The sequence below is a fragment of the Microbacterium sp. NPDC055312 genome (assembly GCF_053645675.1).
Map to the genome: position 1 here is coordinate 256,280 of NZ_JBSHMU010000003.1, position 24,912 is coordinate 281,191.

23 protein-coding genes are annotated in these 24,912 nt (G+C 67.7%); 10 read left to right on the forward strand and 13 right to left on the reverse strand.

All coding sequences use genetic code 11. The features are described from left to right. Nucleotides 1–2: 2 nt before the first annotated feature. The 6 genes from ACWIDW_RS09805 to ACWIDW_RS09830 are packed head-to-tail and all read left to right on the forward strand — an operon-like array spanning nucleotide 3 to nucleotide 6,719. Nucleotides 3–1,127 (forward strand): DegT/DnrJ/EryC1/StrS family aminotransferase, encoded by a 1,125-nt coding sequence (locus tag ACWIDW_RS09805; RefSeq protein ID WP_454125309.1) that lies wholly within the window; start codon nucleotides 3–5, stop codon nucleotides 1,125–1,127. Next, nucleotides 1,124–1,750 carry a NeuD/PglB/VioB family sugar acetyltransferase gene (locus tag ACWIDW_RS09810; RefSeq protein WP_454124882.1) on the forward strand — a complete coding sequence of 209 codons (627 nt, stop codon included), beginning with the start codon at nucleotides 1,124–1,126 and terminating at the stop codon, nucleotides 1,748–1,750. Before ACWIDW_RS09805 ends, ACWIDW_RS09810 begins: the two co-directional genes overlap by 4 nt. Further along, complete coding sequence (locus ACWIDW_RS09815) at nucleotides 1,747–2,856, forward strand: DegT/DnrJ/EryC1/StrS family aminotransferase (protein WP_454124884.1); 1,110 nt, start codon at nucleotides 1,747–1,749, stop codon at nucleotides 2,854–2,856. Before ACWIDW_RS09810 ends, ACWIDW_RS09815 begins: the two co-directional genes overlap by 4 nt. Nucleotides 2,857–2,891: 35 nt before the next feature. Next, nucleotides 2,892–4,097 (forward strand): glycosyltransferase family 4 protein, encoded by a 1,206-nt coding sequence (locus tag ACWIDW_RS09820; protein ID WP_454124886.1) that lies wholly within the window; start codon nucleotides 2,892–2,894, stop codon nucleotides 4,095–4,097. After that, nucleotides 4,081–5,553, forward strand: a complete 1,473-nt coding sequence (locus tag ACWIDW_RS09825; protein WP_454124888.1) for an oligosaccharide flippase family protein — start codon at nucleotides 4,081–4,083, stop codon at nucleotides 5,551–5,553. Before ACWIDW_RS09820 ends, ACWIDW_RS09825 begins: the two co-directional genes overlap by 17 nt. Next, nucleotides 5,550–6,719 carry a glycosyltransferase family 2 protein gene (locus tag ACWIDW_RS09830; protein ID WP_454124890.1) on the forward strand — a complete coding sequence of 390 codons (1,170 nt, stop codon included), beginning with the start codon at nucleotides 5,550–5,552 and terminating at the stop codon, nucleotides 6,717–6,719. The genes ACWIDW_RS09825 and ACWIDW_RS09830 overlap by 4 nt, the downstream gene beginning before the upstream one ends. Nucleotides 6,720–6,736: 17 nt before the next feature. Here the strand turns inward: ACWIDW_RS09830 and ACWIDW_RS09835 are convergent, their stop codons facing one another. Both ACWIDW_RS09835 and ACWIDW_RS09840 read right to left on the reverse strand, forming a co-directional pair. Further along, nucleotides 6,737–7,984: a rhamnosyltransferase WsaF family glycosyltransferase gene (locus ACWIDW_RS09835; RefSeq protein ID WP_454124892.1), complete on the reverse strand. Its 1,248-nt coding sequence runs from the start codon at nucleotides 7,982–7,984 to the stop codon at nucleotides 6,737–6,739. 46 nt (nucleotides 7,985–8,030) lie between these two features. Continuing rightward, nucleotides 8,031–9,305 carry a hypothetical protein gene (locus ACWIDW_RS09840; protein WP_454124894.1) on the reverse strand — a complete coding sequence of 425 codons (1,275 nt, stop codon included), beginning with the start codon at nucleotides 9,303–9,305 and terminating at the stop codon, nucleotides 8,031–8,033. A 192-nt stretch (nucleotides 9,306–9,497) separates the two neighbouring features. On the opposite strand from ACWIDW_RS09840, the gene ACWIDW_RS09845 reads away from it, so the two are divergent. From ACWIDW_RS09845 to ACWIDW_RS09855, 3 genes are read left to right on the forward strand one after another with little or no spacing between them, the layout of a single operon-like run. Further along, on the forward strand, nucleotides 9,498–10,229 hold the full coding sequence (locus tag ACWIDW_RS09845) for a hypothetical protein (RefSeq protein ID WP_454124896.1): 732 nt from the start codon (nucleotides 9,498–9,500) through the stop codon (nucleotides 10,227–10,229). Next, nucleotides 10,226–11,023 (forward strand): hypothetical protein, encoded by a 798-nt coding sequence (locus ACWIDW_RS09850; protein ID WP_454124897.1) that lies wholly within the window; start codon nucleotides 10,226–10,228, stop codon nucleotides 11,021–11,023. The genes ACWIDW_RS09845 and ACWIDW_RS09850 overlap by 4 nt, the downstream gene beginning before the upstream one ends. After that, the gene (locus ACWIDW_RS09855) at nucleotides 11,020–12,447 is read left to right on the forward strand and encodes an O-antigen ligase family protein (RefSeq protein WP_454124898.1); all 1,428 of its coding nucleotides are present in this window, start codon (nucleotides 11,020–11,022) and stop codon (nucleotides 12,445–12,447) included. The genes ACWIDW_RS09850 and ACWIDW_RS09855 overlap by 4 nt, the downstream gene beginning before the upstream one ends. A 17-nt stretch (nucleotides 12,448–12,464) precedes the next feature. Here the strand turns inward: ACWIDW_RS09855 and ACWIDW_RS09860 are convergent, their stop codons facing one another. From ACWIDW_RS09860 to ACWIDW_RS09885, 6 genes are read right to left on the reverse strand one after another with little or no spacing between them, the layout of a single operon-like run. Next, nucleotides 12,465–13,325 (reverse strand): glycosyltransferase, encoded by an 861-nt coding sequence (locus ACWIDW_RS09860; protein ID WP_454124899.1) that lies wholly within the window; start codon nucleotides 13,323–13,325, stop codon nucleotides 12,465–12,467. Next, nucleotides 13,322–14,086, reverse strand: a complete 765-nt coding sequence (locus tag ACWIDW_RS09865) for a PHP domain-containing protein (RefSeq protein WP_454124900.1) — start codon at nucleotides 14,084–14,086, stop codon at nucleotides 13,322–13,324. The genes ACWIDW_RS09860 and ACWIDW_RS09865 overlap by 4 nt, the downstream gene beginning before the upstream one ends. Further along, the gene (locus ACWIDW_RS09870) at nucleotides 14,083–15,270 is read right to left on the reverse strand and encodes a hypothetical protein (protein ID WP_454124901.1); all 1,188 of its coding nucleotides are present in this window, start codon (nucleotides 15,268–15,270) and stop codon (nucleotides 14,083–14,085) included. Before ACWIDW_RS09870 ends, ACWIDW_RS09865 begins: the two co-directional genes overlap by 4 nt. Beyond that, the gene (locus tag ACWIDW_RS09875; protein ID WP_454124903.1) at nucleotides 15,267–15,959 is read right to left on the reverse strand and encodes a polysaccharide deacetylase family protein; all 693 of its coding nucleotides are present in this window, start codon (nucleotides 15,957–15,959) and stop codon (nucleotides 15,267–15,269) included. Before ACWIDW_RS09875 ends, ACWIDW_RS09870 begins: the two co-directional genes overlap by 4 nt. Further along, nucleotides 15,956–16,954, reverse strand: coding sequence for a glycosyltransferase (locus ACWIDW_RS09880; RefSeq protein WP_454124905.1), 999 nt, complete (start codon nucleotides 16,952–16,954; stop codon nucleotides 15,956–15,958). The genes ACWIDW_RS09875 and ACWIDW_RS09880 overlap by 4 nt, the downstream gene beginning before the upstream one ends. Then, nucleotides 16,935–17,789: a glycosyltransferase gene (locus ACWIDW_RS09885; RefSeq protein WP_454124907.1), complete on the reverse strand. Its 855-nt coding sequence runs from the start codon at nucleotides 17,787–17,789 to the stop codon at nucleotides 16,935–16,937. The genes ACWIDW_RS09880 and ACWIDW_RS09885 overlap by 20 nt, the downstream gene beginning before the upstream one ends. 45 nt (nucleotides 17,790–17,834) lie before the next feature. Between ACWIDW_RS09885 and ACWIDW_RS09890 the strand changes: the two genes are divergently transcribed. Then, nucleotides 17,835–18,278, forward strand: a complete 444-nt coding sequence (locus ACWIDW_RS09890; RefSeq protein ID WP_454124908.1) for a VanZ family protein — start codon at nucleotides 17,835–17,837, stop codon at nucleotides 18,276–18,278. Here the strand turns inward: ACWIDW_RS09890 and ACWIDW_RS09895 are convergent. The 5 genes from ACWIDW_RS09895 to ACWIDW_RS09915 form a co-directional block, all read right to left on the reverse strand. Beyond that, nucleotides 18,275–19,096, reverse strand: a complete 822-nt coding sequence (locus ACWIDW_RS09895; RefSeq protein ID WP_454124910.1) for a WecB/TagA/CpsF family glycosyltransferase — start codon at nucleotides 19,094–19,096, stop codon at nucleotides 18,275–18,277. The genes ACWIDW_RS09890 and ACWIDW_RS09895 overlap by 4 nt on opposite strands. Further along, nucleotides 19,096–20,628, reverse strand: a complete 1,533-nt coding sequence (locus tag ACWIDW_RS09900; protein ID WP_454124911.1) for a sugar transferase — start codon at nucleotides 20,626–20,628, stop codon at nucleotides 19,096–19,098. Before ACWIDW_RS09900 ends, ACWIDW_RS09895 begins: the two co-directional genes overlap by 1 nt. A gap of 812 nt (nucleotides 20,629–21,440) precedes the next feature. Then, complete coding sequence (locus ACWIDW_RS09905) at nucleotides 21,441–21,899, reverse strand: VanZ family protein (RefSeq protein WP_454124913.1); 459 nt, start codon at nucleotides 21,897–21,899, stop codon at nucleotides 21,441–21,443. A gap of 68 nt (nucleotides 21,900–21,967) precedes the next feature. Continuing rightward, a complete protein-coding gene (locus ACWIDW_RS09910; RefSeq protein ID WP_454124915.1) occupies nucleotides 21,968–23,422 on the reverse strand; it encodes a polysaccharide biosynthesis tyrosine autokinase in 1,455 nt (484 codons plus the stop codon). Nucleotides 23,423–23,488: 66 nt separating this feature from the next. Continuing rightward, the gene (locus ACWIDW_RS09915) at nucleotides 23,489–24,880 is read right to left on the reverse strand and encodes a polysaccharide biosynthesis tyrosine autokinase (protein WP_454124917.1); all 1,392 of its coding nucleotides are present in this window, start codon (nucleotides 24,878–24,880) and stop codon (nucleotides 23,489–23,491) included. Nucleotides 24,881–24,912 lie beyond the last annotated feature (32 nt).

Genomic DNA, 24,912 nt, shown 5'->3' on the forward strand with positions numbered 1-24,912 from the left:
TCATGGTCCCCTGGCTCGGCCAGGAGGAGATCGACGCGGTGGCCGAGGCGATCGGCAGCGGCTGGGTTGCTCAGGGGCCGCGGGTGGCCCGGTTCGAGGAGGAGTTCGCCGCCGCCATGCAGGCGCCGTACGCCGTCGCGACCACCAGCTGCACCACCGCCCTGCACCTGGCGCTGATCGTCGCCGGGATCGGCCCCGGGGATGACGTCGTCGTCCCGTCGTTCTCGTTCATCGCCACCGCCAACGCCGTCCGCCATGCCGGTGCGAACCCGGTGTTCGCCGACGTCGATGCCCGCACCGGCAACGTGACCGGTCAGACGGTGCAGGCTGCGCTCACCCCGACCACCCGTGCGGTGATCGCCGTCGACCAGGGCGGCGTGCCGGTCGATCTCGACGATGTGCGCGCCGTGACGGATCCGCGCGGCATCGTGGTGATCGAAGACGCCGCGTGCGGCGCCGGTTCGACCTACCGGGGGCGTCCGGTCGGAGCCGGGGCCGAGATCACGGCGTGGTCGTTCCACCCCCGCAAACTGCTCACCACCGGCGAAGGCGGGATGCTCACCACCGCGCACGAGGAATGGGCTGCCCGGGCCCGGCACCTGCGCGAACATGCGATGAGCGTCTCGGCCACCGAGCGGCATCGCTCAGTGCTGCCGCCGGCGGAGGAGTACACCGAGGTCGGGTACAACTTCCGCATGACCGACCTGCAGGCCGCGGTCGGTCTGGTGCAGCTGGGACGGCTGTCGCGCATCGTGGCCAGGCGCCGCGAGTTCGCCGACCGCTACCGGCGCAGCATCTCCGACGTCGCCGGCCTGCGCGCGATCGAGGACCCGGACTACGGCACCGGCAACGTGCAGTCGTTCTGGGTGGAGGTCGAAGACGAGTACCCCCTCGAGCGGGAGGGACTGCTCGAGGCGCTGGCGGATGCCGGCATCTCCGCCCGCCGCGGCATCATGGCCGCGCACCGGCAGCCGCCGTACCGCACTCTCACACCGGCCGGCGGCCTTCCGGTGACCGAGCGGCTCACTGACCGCACGCTCATCCTGCCGCTGTACCACTCCTTCAGCGAGGCCGATCAGGATCGCGTCATCGCGGTGCTGCGCGGCGCGGGCGGTCGATCGGCATGACACAGGGGCTGCTGCTGCTCGGCGCCAGCGGACTGGCCCGTGAGGTCCTCGCGGCGGGGATCGCGGGGGTGACCGGCATCCTCGACGACGACGGCGCCATGCACGGCACCGAGATCGCCGGCGTGCCGGTGATCGGTCCGATCGCGCTCGCCGCGCAGCGCGACGAGCAGCTGCTGGTGACGATCGGCCCCAGTGCATCCCGACGGGCCGTCGTGAGCCGGCTCGCCGACGCCGGTGTCGCCGACGACAGATACGGCGTCTTCGTGGCCCGCTCGGCCCGCATCGGACGATCGAGTGATCTCGGCGCCGGCAGCATCCTGCTGGACTGCACCGTCGTCACCGCCGACGCCAGGGTGGGGTGCCACGTGGTGGTGATGCCGAACTGCACCATCACGCACGACGACGTGCTCGACGACTTCAGCACGCTTGCCGCCGGCGTAGCCCTCGGCGGCGGCGTCCACGTCGGCGAGGCGGCGTACATCGGCATGAATGCGTCGGTCAGGCAGGGACTGACGGTCGGTGCGGGGTCCACCGTCGGCATGGGAGCAGCGGTGCTCGCCGACGTACCGCAAGATGAGACGTGGGCAGGGGTGCCCGCACGAGCACTGGGGAGAAGCACATGAAGGTTCCGTTCCTGGATCTGGCCGCGCAGCAGGCCGAGATCGTCGACGAGGTGCTGCCGGTGTGGCAGCACCAGCTCGCCTCGGCCGCGTTCATCGGCGGGGAGCAGATCGACGCGTTCGAACGTGAGTACGCCGACTACATCGGCGTCGCGCACGTCGTGGGCGTCTCGAACGGAACGGATGCCCTCGAGCTGGCGTATCGCGCCGCGGGCGTGAGCCCGGGCGACGAGGTCATCATGCCCGCCAACACGTTCATCGCCACCGCCGAGGCGGCGTCGCGCATCGGTGCGGTTCCCGTGTTCGTCGACGTCGACGATGAGCATCTGCTGATCGACCCGGATGCCGTCGACGCGGCGATCACCGAACGGACCAGGGCCATCGTGCCGGTGCACCTGTTCGGTCAGACCGCACCCGTCGAGCGGATCCTGCCGATCGCTCAGAAGCACGACATTGTGCTGATCGAGGACGCGGCGCAGTCGCAGGGCGCGTCCTCGTCAGCCGGCCGAGCCGGCGCGTTGGGACGGATCGCCGCCACCAGCTTCTACCCCGGCAAGAATCTGGGCGCCGCCGGTGATGCTGGCGCAGTGATGACTGACGACGCTGATGCTGCAGCGTTGATTCGCACTCTCGCTGCGCACGGGAGCACCGTCAAGTACGCGCACGATCACATCGGCATGAACGCCCGAATGGATGCCCTGCAGGCGGCCGTGCTGCGTGCCAAGCTGCGCAGGCTCGATGGTTGGAACCACGCACGCCGGGTCGCCGCCGCGCGCTATGGCGAGCTGCTCGAGAACCTGCAGGGGATGCGTATTCCCGCACAGCGCATGGGAAGTGAGGATGTCTGGCATCTCTACGTCGTGAGAGTCGATGAGCGTGATCGGGTGATGAACAGCATGACAGCGGCGGGGATAGCCGTCGGTATCCACTATCCGACCGTCGTGCCGCTCACGAGAGCATACGCAGGGCTCGGCCACCGGACGGGCGAATTCCCCGTCGCTGAAGCCGCGGCCGCGCAGATTCTCTCCTTGCCTATGTTCCCGCATGTGACCGAGGAGCAGCAGGCACGCGTGGCAAGATGCCTCACTCAGCTGCTGAAGTCGAGATGAGCAGCACGAGCCCCGCGGACTCGGGACGCGCGAAGATGCTTCGAGTCCTCGTGTGCCCGCACGACCTCATCACGGGGGGCAGCCAGCTCAACGCAATCGATCTCGCCGCCCGCCTGCGCGACCGTGGCCACCTAGTGCGCATCTACGCGCCTCCGGGAGAGCTCCAGCACATGATCGAGCGGCGTGGTCTCGCATATCACGCCGCACCTCCGTTTCGGGGAGACTCTCTCAGGCCCCGCTCCGTCCTCGCGATGGCTGCTCAGATACGGTCTTTCGCGCCGGACGTGGTGCACACGTTCGAATCCCCTCCGGCGCTGCTGTCTGCAGCCGCGGCGCTGCTGGTGCCTCATCAGAACGTGACCACGGTGATGTCGATGTCGCTGTCCGATCACCTTCCGCGCAGTGTGCCTCTGTTCGTGGGAACGAACGATCTCTTGGCCGAAGCCGAGCGGCGGTCCGGACCGGTGCACTTGATGGAACCGCCGGTAGACACCCACCATGATCGGCCGGCGGACACGAGGGCAGCTCGGGAGCGTCTTGGACTCTCACCCTCGGATTTCGTCATCTCTGTCGTGGGTCGGCTGTCTGCAGAGCACGAAAAGGCAAAAGGTATCGCCTCTGCTGTTCGTGAGCTCGGCGCACATGTCGACGCCTCGAACCCGGTGGTTCTTCTTATCGCTGGGCAGGGAGACGAGTCGCAACGAGTGCATGCAGCAGCGGATGCTGCATCGAACAATTCGAATCTGCGCGTTCACATCCTGGGAAACGTAAAGGATCCGCGGGATGTCTACGATGCTGCAGACATCGTGTTCGGCATGGGAAGCTCGGCGTTGCGGGCCATGGCTCACGGCAAGCCCCTGATCGTTCAGGGCGCGGGAGGGTTCTGGAAGCTTCTCACGCCGGAAAGCGCGCCCATCTTCTTCGCTTCTGGTTTCTTCGGTCGGGAGGCGACCGAGGAGTCGTTCTTCTCGCTTGTCGAACGGTTGCGGAAAAGTCCTGCAGCGAGAGATGAGCTCGGTCGCTATGGTGTGTCACTGATCAATGAGCGCTACTCGCTCGACCTCGCGGTATGCCGCGTTGAGCAGGAGTATCTGCGAACCGTCGAGCACGCGTCGACCTACTCGATATCCGCCGTCACGGCATCGCTGGGACGATACGCGCGGTTCCGGGTAGCTACAAAACTGCCGGGAGTGCGCGCACGCTACCGAAAGATCGTCGGGCGACATGGCACACATCGATGACTCGGTAGCGGAGGGGCTTTCGATAGCAGGCCGGGTGGCCCGCGGAGCAGCGTGGAGCGGCGCGAGCACGATCGCCCTGCGGATGGGAAGCCTCATCGTCGGGATCGTCATCGCCCGCCTGCTGACGCCTGAGCAGTTCGGTGTCTTCGCCGTGGCGCTGACGGTACAGGGGATCCTGATGACCATGGCGGACCTCGGATTGTCAGCGGACATCATCCGCACAGACGATCCGGAGAGAATCGCTCCGACCGTGGCCACTCTCGGTCTGATCAGTGGCGCCACACTCACGGTGATCACAATCCTGAGCAGCGGCGGTCTGGCCGAGATGATGGGCAGTCCGAAGGCAGGGCCCACGCTTGCGGTGCTCGCGATCACCCTCTTCCTCGGCGGGGCCGGCGTCGTGCCCTTCGGCCTTCTCACCCGTCGGTTCCAGCAGCGCCAGCTCTTCGTGGTGAGCTGCGCCGACTTCGTCGTCTCGACAGCCGTCACCCTCGGGCTGATCTCGCTCGGCATGGGAGCCATGGCGCTGGCCATCGGTCGAGTTCTGGGACAGGCTGTCTCAGTTTTCATGCAGTTCGTCATCGCTCGCGTTCGGCCACGGTACGCCATCGACCGCTCCGTCCTACGGCCGGTTCTCGCCTTCGGCCTGCCGATTGCGGCGGCCAACTTGCTTTCCTGGGCCGTATTGAACGTCGACAACGTCGTGCTGGTCAGGGTCGTCGGCGCCACCGGCCTGGGATTCTACGTACTGGCATTCAACATCTCGAGCTGGCCGATGACAGCACTGGGCCAGGTGGTGCGGTCGGTGACTCTGCCCTACTTCTCTCGAGCGGGGGCCAACACGCGCGCGATCGCCGAGGTCACCGCGCTCGCATGGGCTGGCGCTCTTCCGATCGGCGCCGTCCTCGCGGCGCTCTCCACCCCCCTGATCGAGGTCGTCTACGGCAGCAAGTGGCTACCTGCTGCGCCCGTTCTCGCGGCTCTGGGGATCTATGGCGCGTTTCGGGTGGTCTTTGATGCATTCGCGGGATTTCTGTACGCCCAAGGCAGGTCGCGTCCCGTGCTGGTGATCCAGATCGTCTCCCTGGTCGCATTGACCGTGGGAATGATCGTCGGGACGTCCGCGTACGGGATCGTCGGCGCCGGATGGGTCCACGTCGGGATCGGACTCATTGTCATCCTTCCCTTGTATCTTGTGGCGCTGGCGAGGGGAGGCGTGACGAGCCGCGCAATAGTGCGAGCTTGCCTCTGGCCGACGATCGCCACAATTCCGGCTACAGCCGCCGCGCTGGGAGCAGCACTGTGGCTCGATGGTCCGATCCTCGTGCTCTTGGCAGGTGGTGGGGCCGCCGTGGTGGTGTACCTGATGTGCATCGCGCCCTGGGTATTGCGACGGGTTCGCACTCTGCGTAGAGGACCGGCGCCGATGACGGATGATGCCCAGGGGAGGAAATGATGAAGCTGAAGAGCCGGGCTGCTCATAACCGGTTGCGGGCAAGCCGTCTGCAGCCCGCTCCTGGTTTGCCCGGGGCGACTGTCAGCGTGGTGATCCCGTGCTTCAACTATGCGCGGTACCTTCCGTTCGCGATCGAGAGTGTGCTGACTCAAGAGGGCGTCGACGTCGATGTCATCGTGGTCGACGACGCGTCCACTGATGACAGCCGGGCTGTCGCGCACCGTTTCGCCGTGACCGACGCGCGCGTCCGCGTCATCGAGAACAGCCTGAATCGAGGCGCGGTGGCCACCTTCAATCGTGGGCTCGAAGCGGTGACCGGAGAGTTCGTCGTCCGCCTCGACGCCGATGACATGCTCACGCCCGGGTCACTTCAGCGCGCGGTTGCGCTGATGCAGCGGGTGCCATCTGTCGGGCTGGTATACGGCCACCCCCTGCATTTCACGGGGCAGGAGCTGCCCACTCCTCGAATGGAAGTCGAATCGTGGACGCTGTGGAAGGGGGACGATTGGTTCGCTGCTCGGTGCGCCGATGGCACGAACACGATCACCTCGCCGGAGGCCGTGATGCGCCGCAGCGTCGTCGACATGGTGGGCGGCCAGAGGGAGCTTGCGCATACTCACGACATGGAGATGTGGTTGAGGATCTCCACCTGCTCGGACATCGCACATGTGAACGGCGCCGACCAAGCGTGGCACCGCGAGCATCCGGGGAGCCTGTCGACATTCGCCGAAGAACCGCTGATCATTCTCCGGGAGATCCGGGATGCTTTCGATCTGGTGTTCGATCAGGCGCCGCGTCCGATCGCATCTGCTGGGGTTCTTCGCAGACGCGCGAGGTCCGCCGTGGCGCGCAGCGCGGTTGAACAGGCACTGCGGCTCCTCGATCGCGACGCCGCGCTGTCGGACATCATGGCATTGCGGGACTTGGCCTCAGCCATCTGCCCTGCGGTCGTGCGCAGTCCGAGCTGGCAGAGGCTTCAGCTCGGACTGCGGTTGAGCGGGTGGCTGCCTTCCGGCTTGACGCGGATGGTGGGCGTGCTCCCTCGGTTGCTGCGTCGCGTCCGATACCACATTCGCCATTCCCGGTGGGAGGCGACCGGCGTCTACGAACGCATATGGTTCTGCCGCGATGACGGCTCGACACTGCAAACGCGGAATCGTGACTGAGCCGTAGGCCGTCGCTGCTACTCGTCGAGGCTTGTGGTGATGACTCTGGCGAACCTCGCGCCCGTCTCAATCCAGGAGGGGGTGGACACGCTGCGCGCGACCCGCTCGGCGTGAAGGTCGCGGTCGGGTCGTGACACGGCCGCGCCCAATGCGCCTGCCAGTCCCGCCGGGGTCGCCGCCGCCCACAGCGCGTGCGGGTTCGACAGATCCGCCCGCGCCAGCGGCGAGTCGTTCACGACCGGCACTGCTCCGGCTGCCAGCATCTCCTCGGCGACGAGCGAGATATTCGTGAACGACAGTGCGAGTCCAGCCACCACCATGTTGTAGAGCTCGTTCAGTTCGGCCGGACGCAGGCTGCCATGATCGATCACCGGCACATCGAGATCACCGATCCGGTCGCCGTAAACGTGAATCGGTTCGTCTGGATGCATGCGATGGAACTCGCGCAGCGCGAGAACAGCCAGGCGATAGCCGCGGCGATCATTGCCCTTCTTGGCGTAGAACAGCACCCCTGCTCGCGGTCGCGTGCCGGGGAGTATCCGGTACACCTCGCGGTCGACCCCGAAAGGGATCATCGTCGAATGCACGCCGGTGTGGTCGCGGATACTGTCCTGCACCATATGGCCCAACGAGACGATGTGCAGACCGAGGCGATAGCTGTCTTCGGCCATCGCGTATTCACCACCCCGCGGGTAGAAGAAGGGTTCGAAATCCTGGGCGAAATAGAACCCGCGGGTTCCGGGAGCCATGCGTTGCACTGCGACGTGCGCGGTCGACCACGCCGAAGCGATCACGGCATCGAATCCGTCAATGCGCTCGGGCACGAAGTCGATGTCGCATTGCAGCCAGGGCCAGGCGCGGCGCACGGTCGCGGTGCTATCGGCGAGGTCGTTGTCGTAGCGGTTGTACAGCAGCAGCGTGTTGACGAATCCCGCAGCGCGGCACGCCTCCATCATCCGGAACAGGGTGGTGTGTCCGCCGGATCCGGACTGCGGAGGAAACGCCAGCCACGCGATGCGCCGCCTGTCGCCACTCGGGTCGGTCACGGCCGACCCCGGCCCGGGCATCCCGCGCTCTCCCGCCCGTCCGCGCTGCGAATCCGCGAGGTCACCGTCGAGCAGCGGGAAGGATAGCTCATCGAGATCCAGCCGGCGGGCGACCCGCTGCACGGCACGCTGCGCGACCTGACGCGGGGACTTGCCGATGAGTTCTCGCCACATTGCTGGAAACCCTTTCCTGACGGGGATCGCCGTCGCGATCTTCAATCTAGAGGATGCCCGGCGGCCGCGAGCAAGACGTTCGGAGAACCGATCAGAGGGTGATCCGGTAGATGCGGAAATCGGATTCCGCGGCGAACTCATCGGTGAAGACGCCGTCGCGCAGCTCGAGCGTGCGGTCTTCGCCGACGACCTCAGCGCGGTTGCCCCGGATGCCGTCGGGCAGCGCCAGCGTGCGCTCGCCGTCGCCACCGTCGGTCATGGCGAACACGTAGGCGTGCCCGTCGTGCACCTTCAGCATCGTGTCGAGCCCCTCGCCGAAGTCCCAGACGTACGACTGAGTGTTGAGAACCGGGGCCAGCCGATGGATGAGCCGGTTGACCTCTCCCATGGCTTTCACCTGTGCGGCACCGCAGAAGCCGTCGCCTTCGGTCTGCGCCTGGCGCAATACGCCTGAGCTCTCGCAGTCGCCGGTGAACGACTGGTTGAACCAGAGCAGACCGCGCGCCTCATTGATGATCGAGCTCATGGCAGCGCCCTTCAGCTGGTTCGGGGTGATGTCACGGACGTGGTCGGCCCCGGACAGGCCGTTGAGATTCTCGATCACGCCCCAGCGCGGGCGAAGCCGTCCGTCGGACTCGTCGCGCACGCCCAGCCCGGTGAGGGTCCGGCCGTAGCTGGATGCGGTGCGGCAGGTCTGCTCGGGCACGGGGTCGACGTACGCCTCTCCCCGGTACGGCCGCCAGTCGCAGAACGGGATCGTGTACCAGTACATGTCGACGGAGATGACGTCCGGGATGCTCACGTACTGCTCCTGCGCCGGCACGTCGAGGTCTTCGCCGATGACTAGCTGTGTGAAGTTCGCCCAGGTGAACTTGTCAGCCCCACCGTGCTGACGCTGCAGCTCGCCCAGCAGCGCCAAGCCCTCGTCGGGGGAGTAGCGGCCGTCGACCTCGTCGTCGAGAAAGACGCCGGGCCAGTGCGACGAGCCCGGGTCGAAGGTGTCATTGAGGCCCGCCCCGATCCAGTAGACGTCGTTGCGGGGGAACAGCGCGAAGTCGGTTCCTTCCCACATGCCCGCGTAGGTGTTGATGCCGTGCGCCTTGTCCCAACGCACCTCGGAATCGTCGCTGACGCCGTTGAACCAGATCACGATGGGAAAGAACGATGGGGCGGTCCAGTCGACGGCATCCGGGAACTGCGACCAGTATGCCGGTCCCCCCTCCCAGGGCACGCGTGGCAGGTCCAGCGCGTCGGGGGCTGCGGTCGGATTGCTCGGAAGCGCCATCGGCGTGCAAGCCGTCGCCGCCGCGCAGATGACCAGCGCGAGGCTCGTCATCATGAGTCTTCCGACGTCACGTCTTCTCATTGCCCGATGCTCCCCAGCTCGAACGGACAGCCCCGCCACCAGTGAACCACGAGCGCGCATCGGCGTCGAGCGCCGGGGGCTGTCGCTGCTGGGCGAGCGTTGATACGATCCTCGATAAGGGGAAGCTCGGTGACGGGCTGCCCTCAACTCAAAGCACCAGTGGGGACTGTTTGGGTTGGGGAAGGGGATCGCGTGATCATGCGCGATATGAAGGGGACGCCGCGCCGACGGTGGATCATCGTCGTGCTCATCGCGGTGGGGACGGTCGCCGCGGGATGGCAGCTGCTCTCGTCGTCGGGTCTGTACACATCGCGCACGATGATCGCGTTCACACTGCCCACCGGCACCGCTCTCGACGAGGGTGGTTCGGTCGAGCCGGGGATCATCACTTTCGCCGCCACCGTCGCCAGTGAGGTCGATCAGAACACCACGCGCGTGCGGTACTCGAACGCGGATGCCAGGCCGTACGGGATCGGGGTGCGTCAGGGCGTGTTCGTGGGGGTGCCCGACGTGGGTGGGCAGTGGTCGGTGTCGTACCGCACCGCCGAAGTCGTAATCGACGTCGTCGGGCCCACCGACGACTGGGTGCGTCAGCAGCAGACGCTCGCCATCGACCGCGTGTTCGCCGCCGCGGATGCCCAGCAGCAGGCGATCGGCATCGACGCGGATGCCCGCGTGCAATACGAGGTTGAGCCGCTCTCGATGGACATCGAGCATGTCGCCCCGAGCCGCGGCGCGCAGCTGCTCGCACTGGGCGCACTCAGCGCCGCCGGCGCCATCCTGATCGGTCTGGTTGTCGCCTGGCGCGGCGACCGAAGCGCCGAGCACCGAAGCGCGGAGCACCGAAGCACCGAGCACCGACGTGCCCAGCACCGAAGTACCGGATACCGCAGCATCAGCACGGAGAGGGCAGCGAACGTATGAACACCGCCGACATGATGGGTGCGCTGCGCAGGCGTTGGTACGTCCTCGTCGCCGGTCTGCTCGTGGCCGTGGCCGCGGCCTGGGGAGCCTGGACCGTCGTGAAGGTCGACTACACGCGCACCGCCACCCAGCTCATGCTGCCCGGGCCGGGGACGATCCCCGAAGACGCGAATCCCTTCCTCTACGTCGGGGGACTCTCGCAGGCGGCCGACGTGCTGACGCGCAAGATGGGGTCGCCCGACGTGCTCGCCGATGTGACCGACGCGTATCCGGATGCCGGGATCACCATCATGCGCGACCCGCTCAGCTCGGGCCCCGTGCTGCTGATCACGGCGGTCTCCGAGAGCGACGCCGACGCCGGGCGGGCCGTCGACGAGCTGGTGATGCTGACCGACACGACCCTGCGTGACATCCAGAGCGCCGAGGGCATCCCCGACGAGGAGCGCATCACCCTGGTCACTCTGACGCGGGACGGCGAGGGCGAAGTCGGCTCGAAGAACCGGATGGTCGCCGCGGGCGGGGCGGGGGTGGGGGTATCGGTGCTCACTCTGCTGCTGGTCGCTCTCATCGACGGTCTCGCACGCTCGCGCTCGCGCCGCCGCGGTCGTAAGCGCCCGGTGCCACCCGGGTTGGTGCTGCCCGACGACGGCTCCCACTCCGCAGAGGTGATGGCTCCGCAGATGGAGGAAGACGCCGTCGAGGAGGACGCCGTCGAGGTCGATCACGACGCCCCGGAGACGGTCGACGACCCCCAGGACGACCGCGTTCCCCAACCGGTGGTGAGGGGGCCGTGAGCGCAGGTGTGCAGGCCGCCGTCCCGATTCCGATCTCGGCCAGCACGCACCGCGGCATGCGCAGCCGCCGCGGTGTGTCGGCGGTGACCATGCTGACGGTCTACCTCGTGCTGTTGGTCGTATTGCCGTCGAACCTCGCTCTCAGCGCTCTGGGTGCCTACGGGCGACCACAGTTCGTCTGGGGCATCATCCTCTTCCTGTGGTGGGGGTTCACCCGCGTGCAGTCGCCGACCGTAGACCTCGACCCGGTACGCCAGCCGGTGCGCGTTGCACTCGCGGCCTTCTTGGTCGTAGTCCTGATCGGCTTCGCGGTCGCGCTGCTGCGGGGGCAGCCCGCTGATCAGATCAGCCCGGCGATGTCCGCCGTGCTGCGGCTGGTGTCGTGGAGTGGGGTCGTGTTTGTGGCCATCGATGGCATCCGTTCGATGAACGAGCTGCTGGTGATGGTGCAGCGCATAGTGATCGTCTGTTCGCTGCTGGCCGCACTCGGCGTCGCCCAGTTCGTGACGGGCCAGAGCTTCCTCGAGCCCTTCACGGCTCTGCCCGGGTTCTCGGAATCGGGGGGTGGAGTCGACACGCGAGGGATGTTTCTGAGGTCGTCGGGCACGGCCACGCACCCATTGGAGTACGGCACCGCTCTGTCGATCGCGGTGCCGCTGGCGCTAGCGGTGGCCACGCTGCGCGTGAGCCGTCGTCAGGAGTCGCAGCGGCTGCGCTGGTGGCTCTTCCTCGGCCTGCTGGCGGCCGCGTCGTTCCTCGCGGTGTCGCGATCGACGCTGATCGGGTTCGTCGTCGCAATCGTGCTGATGATCCCCGCCCTGCCCAAGCGCTTCCGCATCGTGATCGTCATCGGCGGCGTGCTGCTGGGCGGCGCGGTGATGGTGGTGACACCGGGGCTGTACGGCACGATCGTGGGCATGTTCGCCGGTGTGGGCACCGACACGAGCACGCTCTCGCGCCAGGCGGGACTCGAGATGGCGCCGGTGTTCCTCAGCGCCTCGCCACTGATCGGCGTGGGGGTGGGTACGCTGCTGCCGCGCTACTTCATCTTCGACAACCAGTGGCTGGGCATCTTGATCGAGACCGGCGTCATCGGTGCTGCGGCCTTCGCCACGCTGCTCGCCGCGGCGATGTGGAGCGGCGCGACAGCCGGACGAGGCGCCGCCGAGGACGTCCGTCTGATGGGCCGCGCGCTCGCTGCATCCGTGGCCACGGCGGGCCTGCTGTTGGCGTTCTTCGACGGGCTCGCTTTCCCGATAGCCGCAGGGCTGCTTTTTCTCGTGGTCGGCCTCTGCGGCGCGGTGCGCACCATCGGATGCGCCGATGCGCAGCAGTTCCCCGTATCGGTGCCACCGCGCCGGCTTCGCGATCGCTTCCTTCGCCTGGCGGCCGCGCCACGCCGCGCCACGGCGGCCGTGCGCTGATCGCGCGTCGGCATCCACTAGCCGAAGCGCCGCACCGCCTGCTTGACCCGGTCGAGCGAGTCCTTCCCGCCGATCCGCAGGATCACCCGCTTGCCGATCGCCCGGCTCGAGTCGCGCAGCTCGCGCAGCGGACGCAGCACCGAGCGATCCAGCCAGAGACGCCCGGGTCGGGTGTCGGTGACGCCGTCGAGCTGAGCGGGGAACGCTGCGCGGTGCTGCGCAGCCTCGGTGCGCACGCCGCGCACGCGGTTGCTGACGTTCTGCCCATGGATCACCTGCAGCCAGGCCGGGGTTCCGGTGAAGCTGACCACCGGCAGATGCTCGTGAAGCAGGTTGTGCCAGTCCCGCCAGGCCGTGACCGGCGCATCCCAGCTCTCGCTGACGCTGCAGAATGCGTTCTCGGGGTCGTCGCGCAGGTACAGCGCGTCGCCCTGAAGGATCAGCCCAGTACGCAGATAGATCGCGTGGTCCGGATGCCGGCGAGCGGCCTGCTGCAGGCGTGCGATGAAGTCGACGGCGACGGCATCGTCGTTGTCGAGGTTGGTTGTCAGCAGCAGCTCGCCGTGCGAGTCGCCGAAGACGTCGCGGGCATCGGCGACGACGTCGGTCCACTCCACCCGCTCGCGGTACAGCGGCACGAACAGCCCCTCATCGACGAAGGGCGCGAGCCGCTCGAGCAGCCACCCGGGCGACTGCGGGTCGAGGTAGACAATCCACGTGTACGATCGCTCGGTCTGACGACGCATGGTCGGCACGGTGTGCCGCTCGAACAACGCCACCCGGTTCTGCAGCCAGCGATCCTGCGCCCGCACCAAGCTCTCGGGCCCTGGGGTGGGCAGGTTGAATCGGGTGAGCACCAAGTGGTCGACGGCGGTCATGACGCCCTCCTGATCAGCTTCTCGACTCGCCGAACACGCGGCGCCATCCACTGACGCGCCGACTCGAATCCGCGTGACGACTGCCCGAGTAGCCCGTGCGAGAAACGTTGCACATCGACGCCGAACGCCGTGGCGTGCGTCCGGCCGGCGAGCATCGCGGCGACGACGGCGTCGCCGCGCTCGCGATTGCTGCCACGTTGAGTCGACGGCACCCGCAGCGCGAGGGGGTACAGCTGTCGGGTGCCGTGCCAGTCCAGGGCGACGGTGGCGGCGAGCCGATGCTGCTCGGCCTGCTGCAGCGCCCACTCGTTGGGACGCACGCCGTCGTATTTGCGATTCCACACTTCCATGCCGCTCAGATGCGCAGCCCACGCCGGGTCGAAGTGCTGCCAGGCATCGCGTCTGCGCGGGTGCGCGAAGATCGCCGCAGCCCCATCAGCACGAGCCTGGCGCACCAGGTCGTCGATCAGCGGCGAGCGGCCATAGAAAGCGGCTCGGCCGAACACCGGCATGTGCACGACGTGATCCGGATCCTGATATTCGATGCCGGGCACGAGCAGGAATCCGGTCTCGTCGCCCAGTCTGTCGCACTCCTGCTGCACGCGCGTCCACAGCTCGGCATCCATGGTGCGGTCGTGATCGCACACCAGGGCGCCGTCGAACCCCGCCGCGCGCAGCACGCGCACCAGACGTGTCAGTGGCCAATCCGAGTCATCGGAGAACGATGAGTGGATGTGCGGGGCGAGGCGCAGCGCGCTCATCGTGTCCTCTTCCGTCCGGCGGCGAGGTCCCGCAGCGTGTCGAAGGTGTCGCCGACGAGCACCGACGGCCGGTGCGGGTTCCAGTTGTACAGCCGGTCGCCGCGCTCCACGCGCGCGAGCTGACGCAGAGTGCTCCAACGGCCCGGCCACGCCGTGACCGCCTGAGACTGGGGGCCGCGGAGTACGAACAGCAGATGCGCGATCTCCCGCCCGAGGTGGCGGGCGGTGATGTCGGCCGGCGCGGTGGGCGCCGCAGGGCTCTGCGGAAGGCCGAGCGCGTGCTGCGTCGCCCAGGCCGGATACTCGAACCCGCGGCGGCGGGCGAGCGCGAGGCTGCCCCACGCTCGTCCGTTGAGCTCCATGAACCACGGCACCCCTTCATGATCGCGCAGCAGCTCGACCATGAACAGACCCCGCCACTGCAGATCGTCGATGAGTTCACGCACCCACAGCTCGAGCAACGGATCGACCTCTATTGACGTGCACGCCGACGATGCCGATCCATGAGGGTTGACCATGCGCACCCGACGGTGGGCGCTGAGCGCGGCGACACCGTGCTCGTTCACGTAGCCGAACACGCCCTCGCCGACGCCGGTCAGGTAGGGCTGCACCAGCAGCGGCCCTGCGCCGAGGCCGGCGCGCGCGGCATCGAGCTCCTGCTGATCGGCGACGATGGCGCCCCTCGGCCGAGTGAGCCGGTCGCCCTCGACACGCACGGCCTCGGCGGGCTTGATCACCATTGGCCGATCCAGGTCGGTCAGCTCGTCAACTGAATGCACCAGCTGCGTGTGCGGCACGGGCATTCCGGCCGTCTGCGCAGCCTGCACCTGCGCGTTCTTGTCGAGGGCGACGGCGACGGCATCGGGCGACGGCCCGACCAGTTGGGCGTGCTCGAAGACCAGGCACGAAGTCAGCCACAGCGAGGCATCGTCGAGAGGCAAGATGCCGTCGGGCTGCACGAGCTCGACGAGTGCAGCCAGATCCGACAGGCACCGGTCGATGCTGTCTTCGGGAGCGGTCACCTCGTGCACGACGACATCGCGCAGTCGGCGCAGTGCGCTGCGCGTTCCGCGCCGGGTGAACGCCACCACCTGCATGCCTGCTTGCTGCAGCGACCATGCCGCCTCGATCGCGGCGAACGCCTGCCCGAAGCCGAGCAGCACTGTGGGCTTTGGTGTTTTCATCGCCATCTCTTCACCGCCTGTTTGATCGGCCGCACCGGCCACGAGCCGGCGGTGCGGTTGGGAGAGTCGAGCAGACGTCGGATGCTGCCTGCCGTGTCGGTGCGGATGACCGAGTACCGGGTGCGCAGCCATGGCCGGGCGCGAGACCAGCCCTCATCGACCGAGTAGACGCGCAGAAAGTCGTGCGCTCGCAGCTCGGAGAGCACCGCGCGGTCGTACAGACCCTGAGGGAAGGCGGCGTGCCGGGTCGGCCGACCGACGATCTGCTGCAGGATCTGGCTCGATCCGATCAGCTCGTCCCGAAGCTCGCCGTTGCGGGCGAGCTCGGTCCATGGCCGGTGGCTCGCTCCGTGCGTGCCCACGCCCATACCGGACTGGGCGAGGTCGAGAATCTGCGCAGAGCTCAGTGAGCCCGGTGTGTCGATGCGGTCGGTGATGACGAAGAACCGCGCGAACGCATGCCGTGCGAGCAGGGCAGGCAGTCCGATGCGGTGGTCGGACTCGTTGCCGTCGTCGAAGGTGAACTCCACGTATCGGCGGTGAGCGATGGCAGCATCGAGGATGCGATGGAAGTTCTCTGGTGTGATCCAGAAGCGCTCCTCACCCGGTTCGAGAGTGCGGCTCGGCTCACCGATGCCGTGAAAGTTCAGTGTGATGACCCGCGGTGCCGTCACGGCTTTGGCGGTCATGATCGTTCCTCAGCTGCGAGGTCGGTGGCGCGGATGCCGGTGCCGCAGCTCACACGCAGCGTGATCGGTACCCGGTCACCGGCGGGCAGCTCCCTCCACCGCGAGCGGTCGAGGACGATGGGGAGCGAGTAGCGGTGGCGGGGATCCCGCACCCGCAGCGCGTGCTGCAGTGCCACTGCGGCGTGGAACAGGCTGGTGTGCACGCGCCCGTGCAGGCGCTGGAAGTAGCGGATGCGATTCACCGAGATCAGCGCGACGAGCGCCGCCGGCTGACCAGAGCCCGACCCCTCGTGATGCGCGCGGGCCTCGGGCGTGTAGCGCACCCGGAATCCGACGTCGCGAGCTCGGCGGGCGTAGTCGGTCTCCTCCGAATAGAGGAAATACGTATCGGCGTCCCAGGCCCCCACCGCACGGTCGCACGCCGCAGAGATGAGCAGGGCGGCTCCGCCCGCCCATGCAACGTCGCGGGGGTGAGCATAACCGGCATCCGTGCGCAGGGTCTCGGCCAGCCACGATGGGCGGGCACGCCACCGGTTGCCGAAGACCGAGTCCCCGAGAGCGCGCAGAACGCCGGGCTCGCGGCGCAGGCTGTCGAAGCGACCTCCGTCATCGAGGTCGCGCAGCTGCGGCACGGCGATGCCCACCTCGGGGTCTGCGTCGAGAACGGAGAGAAGGCGCTCGAGCATGTCGGGTTCGACGGTGAGGTCAGGGTTGAGGATGGCGACGTGCTCGCCCGCGCGCACGTACGCTCGCCCGACGTTGATGCCGCCCGAGTAGCCGAGATTCGCTCGTGTGGCGATGGTCAGCGCACGCGGTTGGGCCGCAGCGACCTCGAGCGTGTCGTCGGCGGAGCCGTTGTCGACGACGATCGCGCGCACCCCCACCGTGCTCGCGTCGAGAGAGGCGAGCAGCGACCCCAGCGTTGCTGCGCTGTTGTAGGTGACGATGATGGCGGCGATGCGCGCCGCCCGGTCGTCAGCGTCGAGAAGTGTCATCACGCTCCCAGCGTCGGCTTCGGCGGGGGAGACGCGCGCTGAGCGCGACTGCGATGTACACGAGTGCATCCAGCGCAGTCAGCGGTGACCGCACGGTGCCGAACAGCTCGCGCAGCACTCCACTGGGATCGTGTTCCGTCGTCGCCGCGATGGCTGCGGGCGACGACGCTGCGGGAGCGTCCTCACGCGCGCCGCTGACGTTGCGACGACTGATCGCCACCAGGGAGCCGAATGTGCGCGGCACCTGCACGGCGACCGGCCCCGTGGTCACCACGGTCTTCTCATGAGCGGCGAACAGTCGGTCGACCCAGAGATCGTCGCCCGTGACCTCAGGGAAGCGTCCGAGCCGCCGGTGTCCCTCTTCCGACAACCCGTACACCCCGGCGCCCCACATGGCCGTGTGCAGAGAGGGTATGCGCGAACGGGCCCGGTAGTACGAGCGCACGATCGGGCCGGTGTCGGTGGTGACGAACTGCGACTGAGGGCGGGCGGCCTGCCAGCGCTGCGCACGGAGGACGGCCGCTGTCTCTCGGATGCTCTGCTCGTCGGCAACGATGTCCGCGTCGAGGTAGATGCGCGGCCACACCGTGGCGCTCGCGTCGCCGAGGTTGAGCGCATGGGTCTTCGAAGCGACGTCTGTCTCGATGACCGACACTCCCACGAAGCCACGAGCGATGCCAGCGGTGTCGTCGGTGCACGCGTTGCACACCACGATGATCTCCAGGTCGCCCCGCTCGGCCGCGCGGGCGAGGGGAGAGAGGGTGCGTCTGATCACAGCCGCCTCGTTGTGTGCAGGGATGATGACGGATGCCGTCGCCGTCGAGACCGGATTCATGAGTGCGCCCCTCTGGCCTGGCGGTCCGTGTGCGAGACTCGTCGCATGCCGACGCCCGAGCCCCGCCCGCGGTGGGCAGCCTGGGCGCTGGCCGCGTATCTGCTCGCCGCCTGTGCGCTGCTGCTCTCGCCCATCGGGCCCGGGCGCATCCTCGGCGCGCTGGTGGCGTGGGTGCAGCATGATCTCGGCGTCGAGGACTTCCGCCAGGGGTGGCTCGAGGTTCCGGCGAATGTGGTGCTGTTCATTCCGTTGGGCTTTCTGCTTGCGCTTCTGCTGCGTCGCGCCTGGGTTGCGGTGCTGCTCTCAGTGACCGTGTCGTTCGTCGCCGAGCTGCTGCAGCTGCAGCTGTCGGATCGGCTGTCGAGTGTTCGCGATATCGCGGCCAATGCGGCTGGTGCCGTGATCGGTGCGGCAGTGGCGTGGATGCTGATGAAGAGGAGTCGTCGCCTGCACGGTGATCGTGCGGGTGAGACCAATCGCTCCGACTAGGCGGCGGATCGGCGCACGGCGAGGTAGGCCGGCGGCCCCTCGATGAGGTAGCGCCGGGCGAGTCGCTTCGGTTCGAGCATGAGCCGCCAGGCCCACTCCATGCCAGCATCCGAGATCCACGACGGGGCGCGCGAGACGCGCCCGGCGAGGAAGTCGACGACGGCTCCGAAGGCGAGCAGGGTGCCGGCGCCGGTGGTCGCCCCGTACCGGGCGATCCACTGCTCCTGTCGCGGCTTGCCCAGGCATACGAGTACGACATCGACGCCGGCTCGACGCATCTCGGCAGCGATCCGCATCGACTCGACGGGTGAGGCGAGTTCTTCGCGACTGGGCGTCCAGTGCCCGGCGAAGCGCAGCTGCGGCCAGTCGACGTCGAGGCGACGCTGAAGCGCATCCGTCACCTCGGGCATCCCGCCGATCACCCCGACCGAGAGTCGGGCATCGGCGGCATCGTCGAGCACCGGACCGATGAGGTCACTGCCCGAGAGCTTCGGGCACGGAACTCCGCTGATGCGCCGCACGTGTGCGGCGATCGGCGCACCGTCGATGAGGTTCAGCCATTCCAGCTCAGGTGAGACGGGTTCAGCATCCAGGTGTCGCGCGCGCAACTGCGACAGACCGAAATGATGCACATGGTCGAGGTTGATCGACACCACCGCGAGCGGGCGGGTGCTGAGGTGGCTCGCTGCATCGGCGATGATGCCACGGGCATCTTCGTCGTCGACGATGTGCACCGGGGTGCCGTCTATGTCGATGTAAGGGATGCCGGTGATCAGCGACCCGACGACGGATCCGCTGACGCGGTCGATGAGAGTCATCAGTACGCCCCCTTCGATCCGAACATCACGCGCGCCGTGCGCCACATGATCTGCAGATCGGTGATCACCGACCAGTTCTCGACGTAGCGAAGGTCGAGGCGGATGCTCTCGTCCCAGCTGAGGTCGCTGCGGCCCGAGACCTGCCACAGGCCGGTGATTCCGGGCTTGATGTAGAGCCGGCGCGAGATCGTGCCGTCATAGTCGCCGACCTCGCTGGGCAGTGGCGGGCGGGGACCGACGACGCTCATCTCGCCGGCGAGCACGTTCCAGAACTGCGGCAGCTCGTCGAGCGAGAGCTTGCGCAGCACCCGGCCCACGCGGGTGACACGCGGGTCGTTCTTCATCTTGAAGAGCAGGCCGGAGCCCTCGTTCGCGGCCTTCAGCGCGGCGAGCTTCGCCTCGGCATCCGGATGCATCGAGCGGAACTTCACCATCTGGAACCGCCGGCCGTCGCGGCCGACGCGCTCCTGGAAGAAGAACACCGGACCGGGCGAGTCGATCTTGATCAGCAGAGCGAGCAGCGGCGTGATGACGACGATCGGCACGAGGGCGAAAGCGGCGACCACGATGTCGAGCACGCGCTTGAGCGCATGCCGGCCACCCTCGTAGGTCGGGATCTGCATCTTGATGAGAGGCAGCCCGTCGACAGGGGCGAACGACAGCCGCGGGCCGGCGACGTCGGCGAGCCGGTTCGACAGCACCAGCTCGGCCGCAGTTCCCTCGAGCTGCCAGCCCAGGCGCTTGACGAAGTCGGGGTCCCGTTCGGGGCGTCCGGCGACGATGATCGTGTCGGCGCTCAGGTCTGAGGCGACCTGCGCGACCGTGTTGAGGTTGCCAAGCACCGGAACGGGGGCGCCGCCGAAGCTCAGCTCGCGAGCGTTCTCGTCGAGCAGCGTGGCGCCCACCACCTGGTAGCCGGCGGCTGTGCCCAGCGGTGCGAGCACCGAGGCGACGTACTCGACCTCGTCGCGGTTGCCGACGACGAGGGTGCGCGAAGTGAGTCGGCCATGGCGGCGCTGGCTGCGAAGCCAGCGCCGCCACGCCCACCGACTCATCAGCAGGCCGGGCAGCCCGCAGGGGAGGGTGACGAGCACGGTGAGTCGCATCGAGTCCCAGTCGAAGAGCACGGCTGCGACGGCCACCAGGCCGATCGCGAGCCCCGAAGCATGCGCGATGCCGCGGTACTCTTCTGCGCTCGTGCGGAACAGCGCCGCGTGCGGGGTGCGCATCACCAGCAGCATGGCGAACCACGCCACTGCGATGAGCGCACCATGCAACACGACATGCGCGGGCGGTTCACCCAGTTGGAGCTGGGTGCCGGCCGTGATGCCTGCGGCGATCACGATCACGGCGGCATCGGTCGCTCCGAGGCGGACGCGGTACGCCCGTTCCCATTGCAGACGATGCTCCAGCGATGGCGAGACGCGCGGCATGGCCGCGGTGCTCGTCTCGACCCGAACGCGAGGGACCGGCGTCGAGACGACGACCGTTTCTTCTCGCGTGTAGCTCAGGGCGTTCTCCACGGACGTCATGTCCGTGCACCCTGAGCAATGCATGCACGCATACCCCAGTGCGACATTGCTTCCCCAGTTTCATTCCCCAGTAACCGTGTGCGAGCGCGCACGGGCATCCGTCATCACAACCCCTTGTGACGTCGTAGAACACGTGATCCCACATCACGCTGTGTTCATCGCCCCAGACGATGTTCACTGTCCTGCAGTTCGGATGTCGCTCACAGTAGCGCACAGTGCAGATGCTGCATAGACGTCTGAGAGCACTTTTTTCGTGCGTGTCGCGCGGCGTCCGCGCAGCACGAAGCGCTTGGCGCGCGCGGTGCCACGACGACGTCGGGCACCGCGCGCAGGCTCGTGACTCGGTGCAGGCTCGAGGGCCTGCACCGCTGCGGGTCGGCGGCGTCGCCGGCGCGGCTGAGCCGGCGACGCGGCGCTGCGAGCCGCTTATGTTCGCATACCCCAGTGCGACATTCTCCCCAGATTTCCTCGGAGCTCACCGCCGCAGACGGCGTGCTCGATTCAGCGCCGACGGGCCGGCGCTGCTCCGCGACCTCGGTCGCGGTACGGGTGACGCTCCCCAGCGGCACCCGCGGTCTGTGCCGGCTGTGTCAGCCGGTGTCAGGCGGGGCGCGGAGCGTGGGGTAGGGACGTGCGAAAGGCGCAACCAGTGCCGGATGCTCGACTCGACGGTCGATGTCTCCGGCGGCGCAGCCGACGTTCAGCGTCCCCATGATCTCCCCAGATCATCCCCAGTTGAAAGTGGATCCCCATCCACGTGCGGTTCCCATGCCGCGTCTGCAGTCTACCGGGTTACCCGCGTAACGCAATCACTATTTCGCCAGATTGTCTCGCGTCGAGCGCGGCGCACGGCGTGGAACGAAAACGCGCGCGATAAGGCACCCGATCATAGTCCCGAGCGTATTCGCGATCACGTCGGAAAGAGTCGGATACCTGCTGGGCAGCAGGGTCTGCACCAGCTCGATCGTCGCACTCGCCGAGTACCCGATCAGCAGCACGACCCAGGCGTTCGCGCGGGGGAAGGCCGCGACCAGAAGCAGGCCGAGCGGCACGAACAGGGCGATGTTCGCGAGAAACTCGAACACCGCGTAGCTGGTGGTCAAAGAGACGTCGGTGTGTGCGCTCACGAACCGGGCGATGCGGAACACCACGCCGGTGACCTTCGACGCCGCGGTGGCCGGCAGCCAGACGATCAGCGTCAGCGCGACCGTGTACGGCACGAGCAGCACGCGAGCGAGGACCGTCAGAAGCGACAGGCGCGGGCGGGGCATGTGCCCGAGTCTAAGAGGTCGTGCTCGACGGAAGGTCGCGCTCGCGGGGCTCGTGCCGTGACGCCTGTTCAGCGCGCCCCTGCCCCGGCTTTCGCCCGCGCCCGCCGCTTCGGCTTCGCCTGCTTCTTGCTCAGCGTCGGCTTCGCCTGGTCGACGACATGCGTCGCACCATAGGTGTACGCGCCGTAGCCGTAGCTGTCGGGTCCCTTCGTCGGCAGCATGGTTACGACGGTGCCCAGCAGCTCCACGCCGGCGGTGGCGAGACTGCGCACCGCGCCCGTGAGCTCCTGCTTCTTCGTCTTGCCGGATGCCGCCACGAGGATCACTCCACGCGTCTTCTTGCCCAGCACGGCGGCGTCGGTCACGAGCAGCAGCGGGGGAGCGTCGATGAGTACGTAGTCGAAGTACTCGCCGAGAGGATCGAGCACCTGGCTCATCGCGGCCGAACCCAGCAACTCGCTGGGGTTCGGGGGAACGCGTCCGCTCGTCAGCACGTACAGTTCATTCGTTCCCCACTTCTGCAGGGCATCGGCGACATCCATGCGGCCGATGAGCACGTCGGTGAGGCCGACGCCGCCCTCGAGGCCCATGTAGTCGGCCACGCGCGGCAGACGCAGGTCGCCGTCGATCAGCGCGACGCGCGCGCCGGTCTCGGCGAGCGCGATCGCGAGGTTGGCGGTGGTGGTCGACTTGCCCTCGCCCGGCCCGGCGCTCGAGACGACGAAGGTGCGTGCGCCGCCTTCGACGTCAAGGAACTGCAGGTTGGTGCGCAGCGTGCGGAACGATTCCGAGCGCGGGCTGCGCGGGTCGGCGTGCACGATGAGCGGACGCTTCTGCGCATCCGGGTCGAACGCGATGCCGCCGAGCATCGGGCGGTCGGTGATGTCTTCCAGGTCGTGCAGCGTGTGGATGCGGTTGTCGAGCACCGTACGCAACATGGCGAGTCCGACGCCGAGCGCCAAGCCGAGCAGACCCCCGAGCAGGATGAGCATGCGCACGTTCGGGCTGGTCGGCTCGATGGGCGCGACGGCAGGCTCGGTGATCGTGATGGTGACCGGGCTGCTCGCCTCCGCGCCGGTGGGCTGCTCGAGCGTGCCCTGCACGACGCTGCCGAAGCTCTCGGCGATTGCGTTGGCGATCTCGGCCGCCTCGTCTCGATCGCCCTCTGTGACGGCGATGTCGATCAGCACGGTGTTCAGGGGCGTGCTCGCCGAGACCCGCGCGGCCAGCTGCGCGACCGTGAGGTCGAGACCCAGCTCCTCGATCACAGGCTCGAGCACGAGCGCGGTGTCGACGACGTCGACGTAGCTGGTCACCATCTGCCGGGCGAAGGTGGTGCCCTGCACGAGGTCGCCAGTCGCGGCGCCCTCTGTGCGCACAGACACGTACAGCTGCGTCGAGGCGGTGTACTTGGGTGCCTGCATGAGCGCATATCCGGCACCGCCGGCGAGCCCCACGAGCAGCAGGACCACCAGGAGGATCCAGTTCTTGTGCAGGATGCGGACGTAATCGCGAAGCTCCACGCGAATGTTCTCCTTGGTTCTTTTCCCCAGCTCAGTCGATTGTCACACACCGGGGAAGGTGAAAAATCAGGCTTTGGCGTCGGCCCGGTCGCTGTGCGCGCCGTAGCCGTAGGTGCCGTAGGCGGTCTTGTCTGGCCCGCGCACCGGCAGCATGGTGATCACTGTTCCGACGACCTTGGCATCGGTGGCTTCGATGCGGTCGGCGGCGGCGACCAGCTGATCGGTGGTGGTCACCTCTGCGGCTGCGACCAGCAGCACTCCGGTGGCGAGCTGGGCGACGACGGCAGCGTCGGTGACGGGCAGCACGGGCGGCGCATCGATGAGGATGACATCGAAAGCCGCCTGGAGATCGTCGATGAGCACCTGCATGGCGTGCGACCCCAGCATCTCGGCGGGGTTGGGCGGCGTAGTGCCTGCCGGCAACAGGAACAGAGTGTTCCGCCCCCATCGCTGCATGACTTCATGCGCGGCGACCCGCCCGATGAGCACCTCGGTGAGGCCGACCGCTCCTTCGATGCCGAACAGCTTCGCAAGGCGCGGCTTGCGAAGGTCGGCGTCGAGGAGGGCGACTCGGTAACCGGCGTCGCTGAGCGCGAGAGCGAGGTTGCCGGCGGTGGTCGACTTTCCTTCCGACGGACCGGCGCTGGTCACGACGAACACGGCGCTGGTGCCGTCGGTGGGGAAGAGGAAGCGCAGGTTGGTGCGCAGCGACCGGTAGGCCTCGGCGCGTGGATCGTTCGGCGCCGTGGCGACCAGCAATGGGCGCTTACGAACCTCGGGGTCGTAGGTGATGCCGCCGACGACCGGTGCCGCGACCGCACGATCGACGTCATCGAGTGTGCGAATGCGACGGTCGAGCACCGTGCGCAGCACCGCGAGACCCACCCCCGCGGCGATGCCGAGCGCAGCGCCCAGCGCGATCGAGAGCGGGAGGTTGGGGGCAGCAGCAGAGGTAGGCACGACAGCCGGCTGCACGGTGACCATACGGATGCTGAACGCGGTCGCCTGCTCGCGACGCTCGAGCTCATCGGTGATCGCACTGCTGAAGCTCTCGGCGATGGCGTTGGCGATGCGCGCAGCCTGACCCGGGTTCGGGTCGCTGACCGTGGTGGTGATGAGCGCGCCCTGTGTGCCGATGCTCGTGCGCACATTAGTGGCGAGCTCGGCAGGGGTGAGGTCGAGGCCGAGGTCGTCGACCACGGGCTGCAGCACGAGCGTGCTGGTGATGATGCTGCGATAACTCTCGCTGACCTGCACCGCATAGCTGCTCGCCTGTGCGAGTTCCCACGAGGTCGCCGCGGTTCCGGGGTCGACGGAGACCAGTTGTCGCACCGACGATTCGAAGCGCTGCGGGGTCAGCAGCGCTGTCACTGCCCCGGCGCACACACCGATGACGGTCGCGGCGATCACCACGATCAACTGGCGTCGCAGCGCGCGAACGATGTCATGAAAGTCCATGAAGCTCCCGAATGGGCACGAAGAGGCTGTCT

Bases quoted from the DNA above. Each gene is read 5' to 3' on its own strand.
- ACWIDW_RS09805 (WP_454125309.1), top strand. From the start codon at position 3: ATGGTCCCCTGGCTCGGCCAGGAGGAGATCGACGCGGTGGCCGAGGCG.
- ACWIDW_RS09810 (WP_454124882.1), top strand. From the start codon at position 1,124: ATGACACAGGGGCTGCTGCTGCTCGGCGCCAGCGGACTGGCCCGTGAG.
- ACWIDW_RS09815 (WP_454124884.1), top strand. From the start codon at position 1,747: ATGAAGGTTCCGTTCCTGGATCTGGCCGCGCAGCAGGCCGAGATCGTC.
- ACWIDW_RS09820 (WP_454124886.1), top strand. From the start codon at position 2,892: ATGCTTCGAGTCCTCGTGTGCCCGCACGACCTCATCACGGGGGGCAGC.
- ACWIDW_RS09825 (WP_454124888.1), top strand. From the start codon at position 4,081: ATGGCACACATCGATGACTCGGTAGCGGAGGGGCTTTCGATAGCAGGC.
- ACWIDW_RS09830 (WP_454124890.1), top strand. From the start codon at position 5,550: ATGATGAAGCTGAAGAGCCGGGCTGCTCATAACCGGTTGCGGGCAAGC.
- ACWIDW_RS09840 (WP_454124894.1), bottom strand. From the start codon at position 9,305: ATGAGAAGACGTGACGTCGGAAGACTCATGATGACGAGCCTCGCGCTG.
- ACWIDW_RS09850 (WP_454124897.1), top strand. From the start codon at position 10,226: ATGAACACCGCCGACATGATGGGTGCGCTGCGCAGGCGTTGGTACGTC.
- ACWIDW_RS09860 (WP_454124899.1), bottom strand. From the start codon at position 13,325: ATGACCGCCGTCGACCACTTGGTGCTCACCCGATTCAACCTGCCCACC.
- ACWIDW_RS09865 (WP_454124900.1), bottom strand. From the start codon at position 14,086: ATGAGCGCGCTGCGCCTCGCCCCGCACATCCACTCATCGTTCTCCGAT.
- ACWIDW_RS09870 (WP_454124901.1), bottom strand. From the start codon at position 15,270: ATGAAAACACCAAAGCCCACAGTGCTGCTCGGCTTCGGGCAGGCGTTC.
- ACWIDW_RS09875 (WP_454124903.1), bottom strand. From the start codon at position 15,959: ATGACCGCCAAAGCCGTGACGGCACCGCGGGTCATCACACTGAACTTT.
- ACWIDW_RS09880 (WP_454124905.1), bottom strand. From the start codon at position 16,954: ATGACACTTCTCGACGCTGACGACCGGGCGGCGCGCATCGCCGCCATC.
- ACWIDW_RS09885 (WP_454124907.1), bottom strand. From the start codon at position 17,789: ATGAATCCGGTCTCGACGGCGACGGCATCCGTCATCATCCCTGCACAC.
- ACWIDW_RS09890 (WP_454124908.1), top strand. From the start codon at position 17,835: ATGCCGACGCCCGAGCCCCGCCCGCGGTGGGCAGCCTGGGCGCTGGCC.
- ACWIDW_RS09895 (WP_454124910.1), bottom strand. From the start codon at position 19,096: ATGACTCTCATCGACCGCGTCAGCGGATCCGTCGTCGGGTCGCTGATC.
- ACWIDW_RS09900 (WP_454124911.1), bottom strand. From the start codon at position 20,628: ATGACGTCCGTGGAGAACGCCCTGAGCTACACGCGAGAAGAAACGGTC.
- ACWIDW_RS09905 (WP_454124913.1), bottom strand. From the start codon at position 21,899: ATGCCCCGCCCGCGCCTGTCGCTTCTGACGGTCCTCGCTCGCGTGCTG.
- ACWIDW_RS09915 (WP_454124917.1), bottom strand. From the start codon at position 24,880: ATGGACTTTCATGACATCGTTCGCGCGCTGCGACGCCAGTTGATCGTG.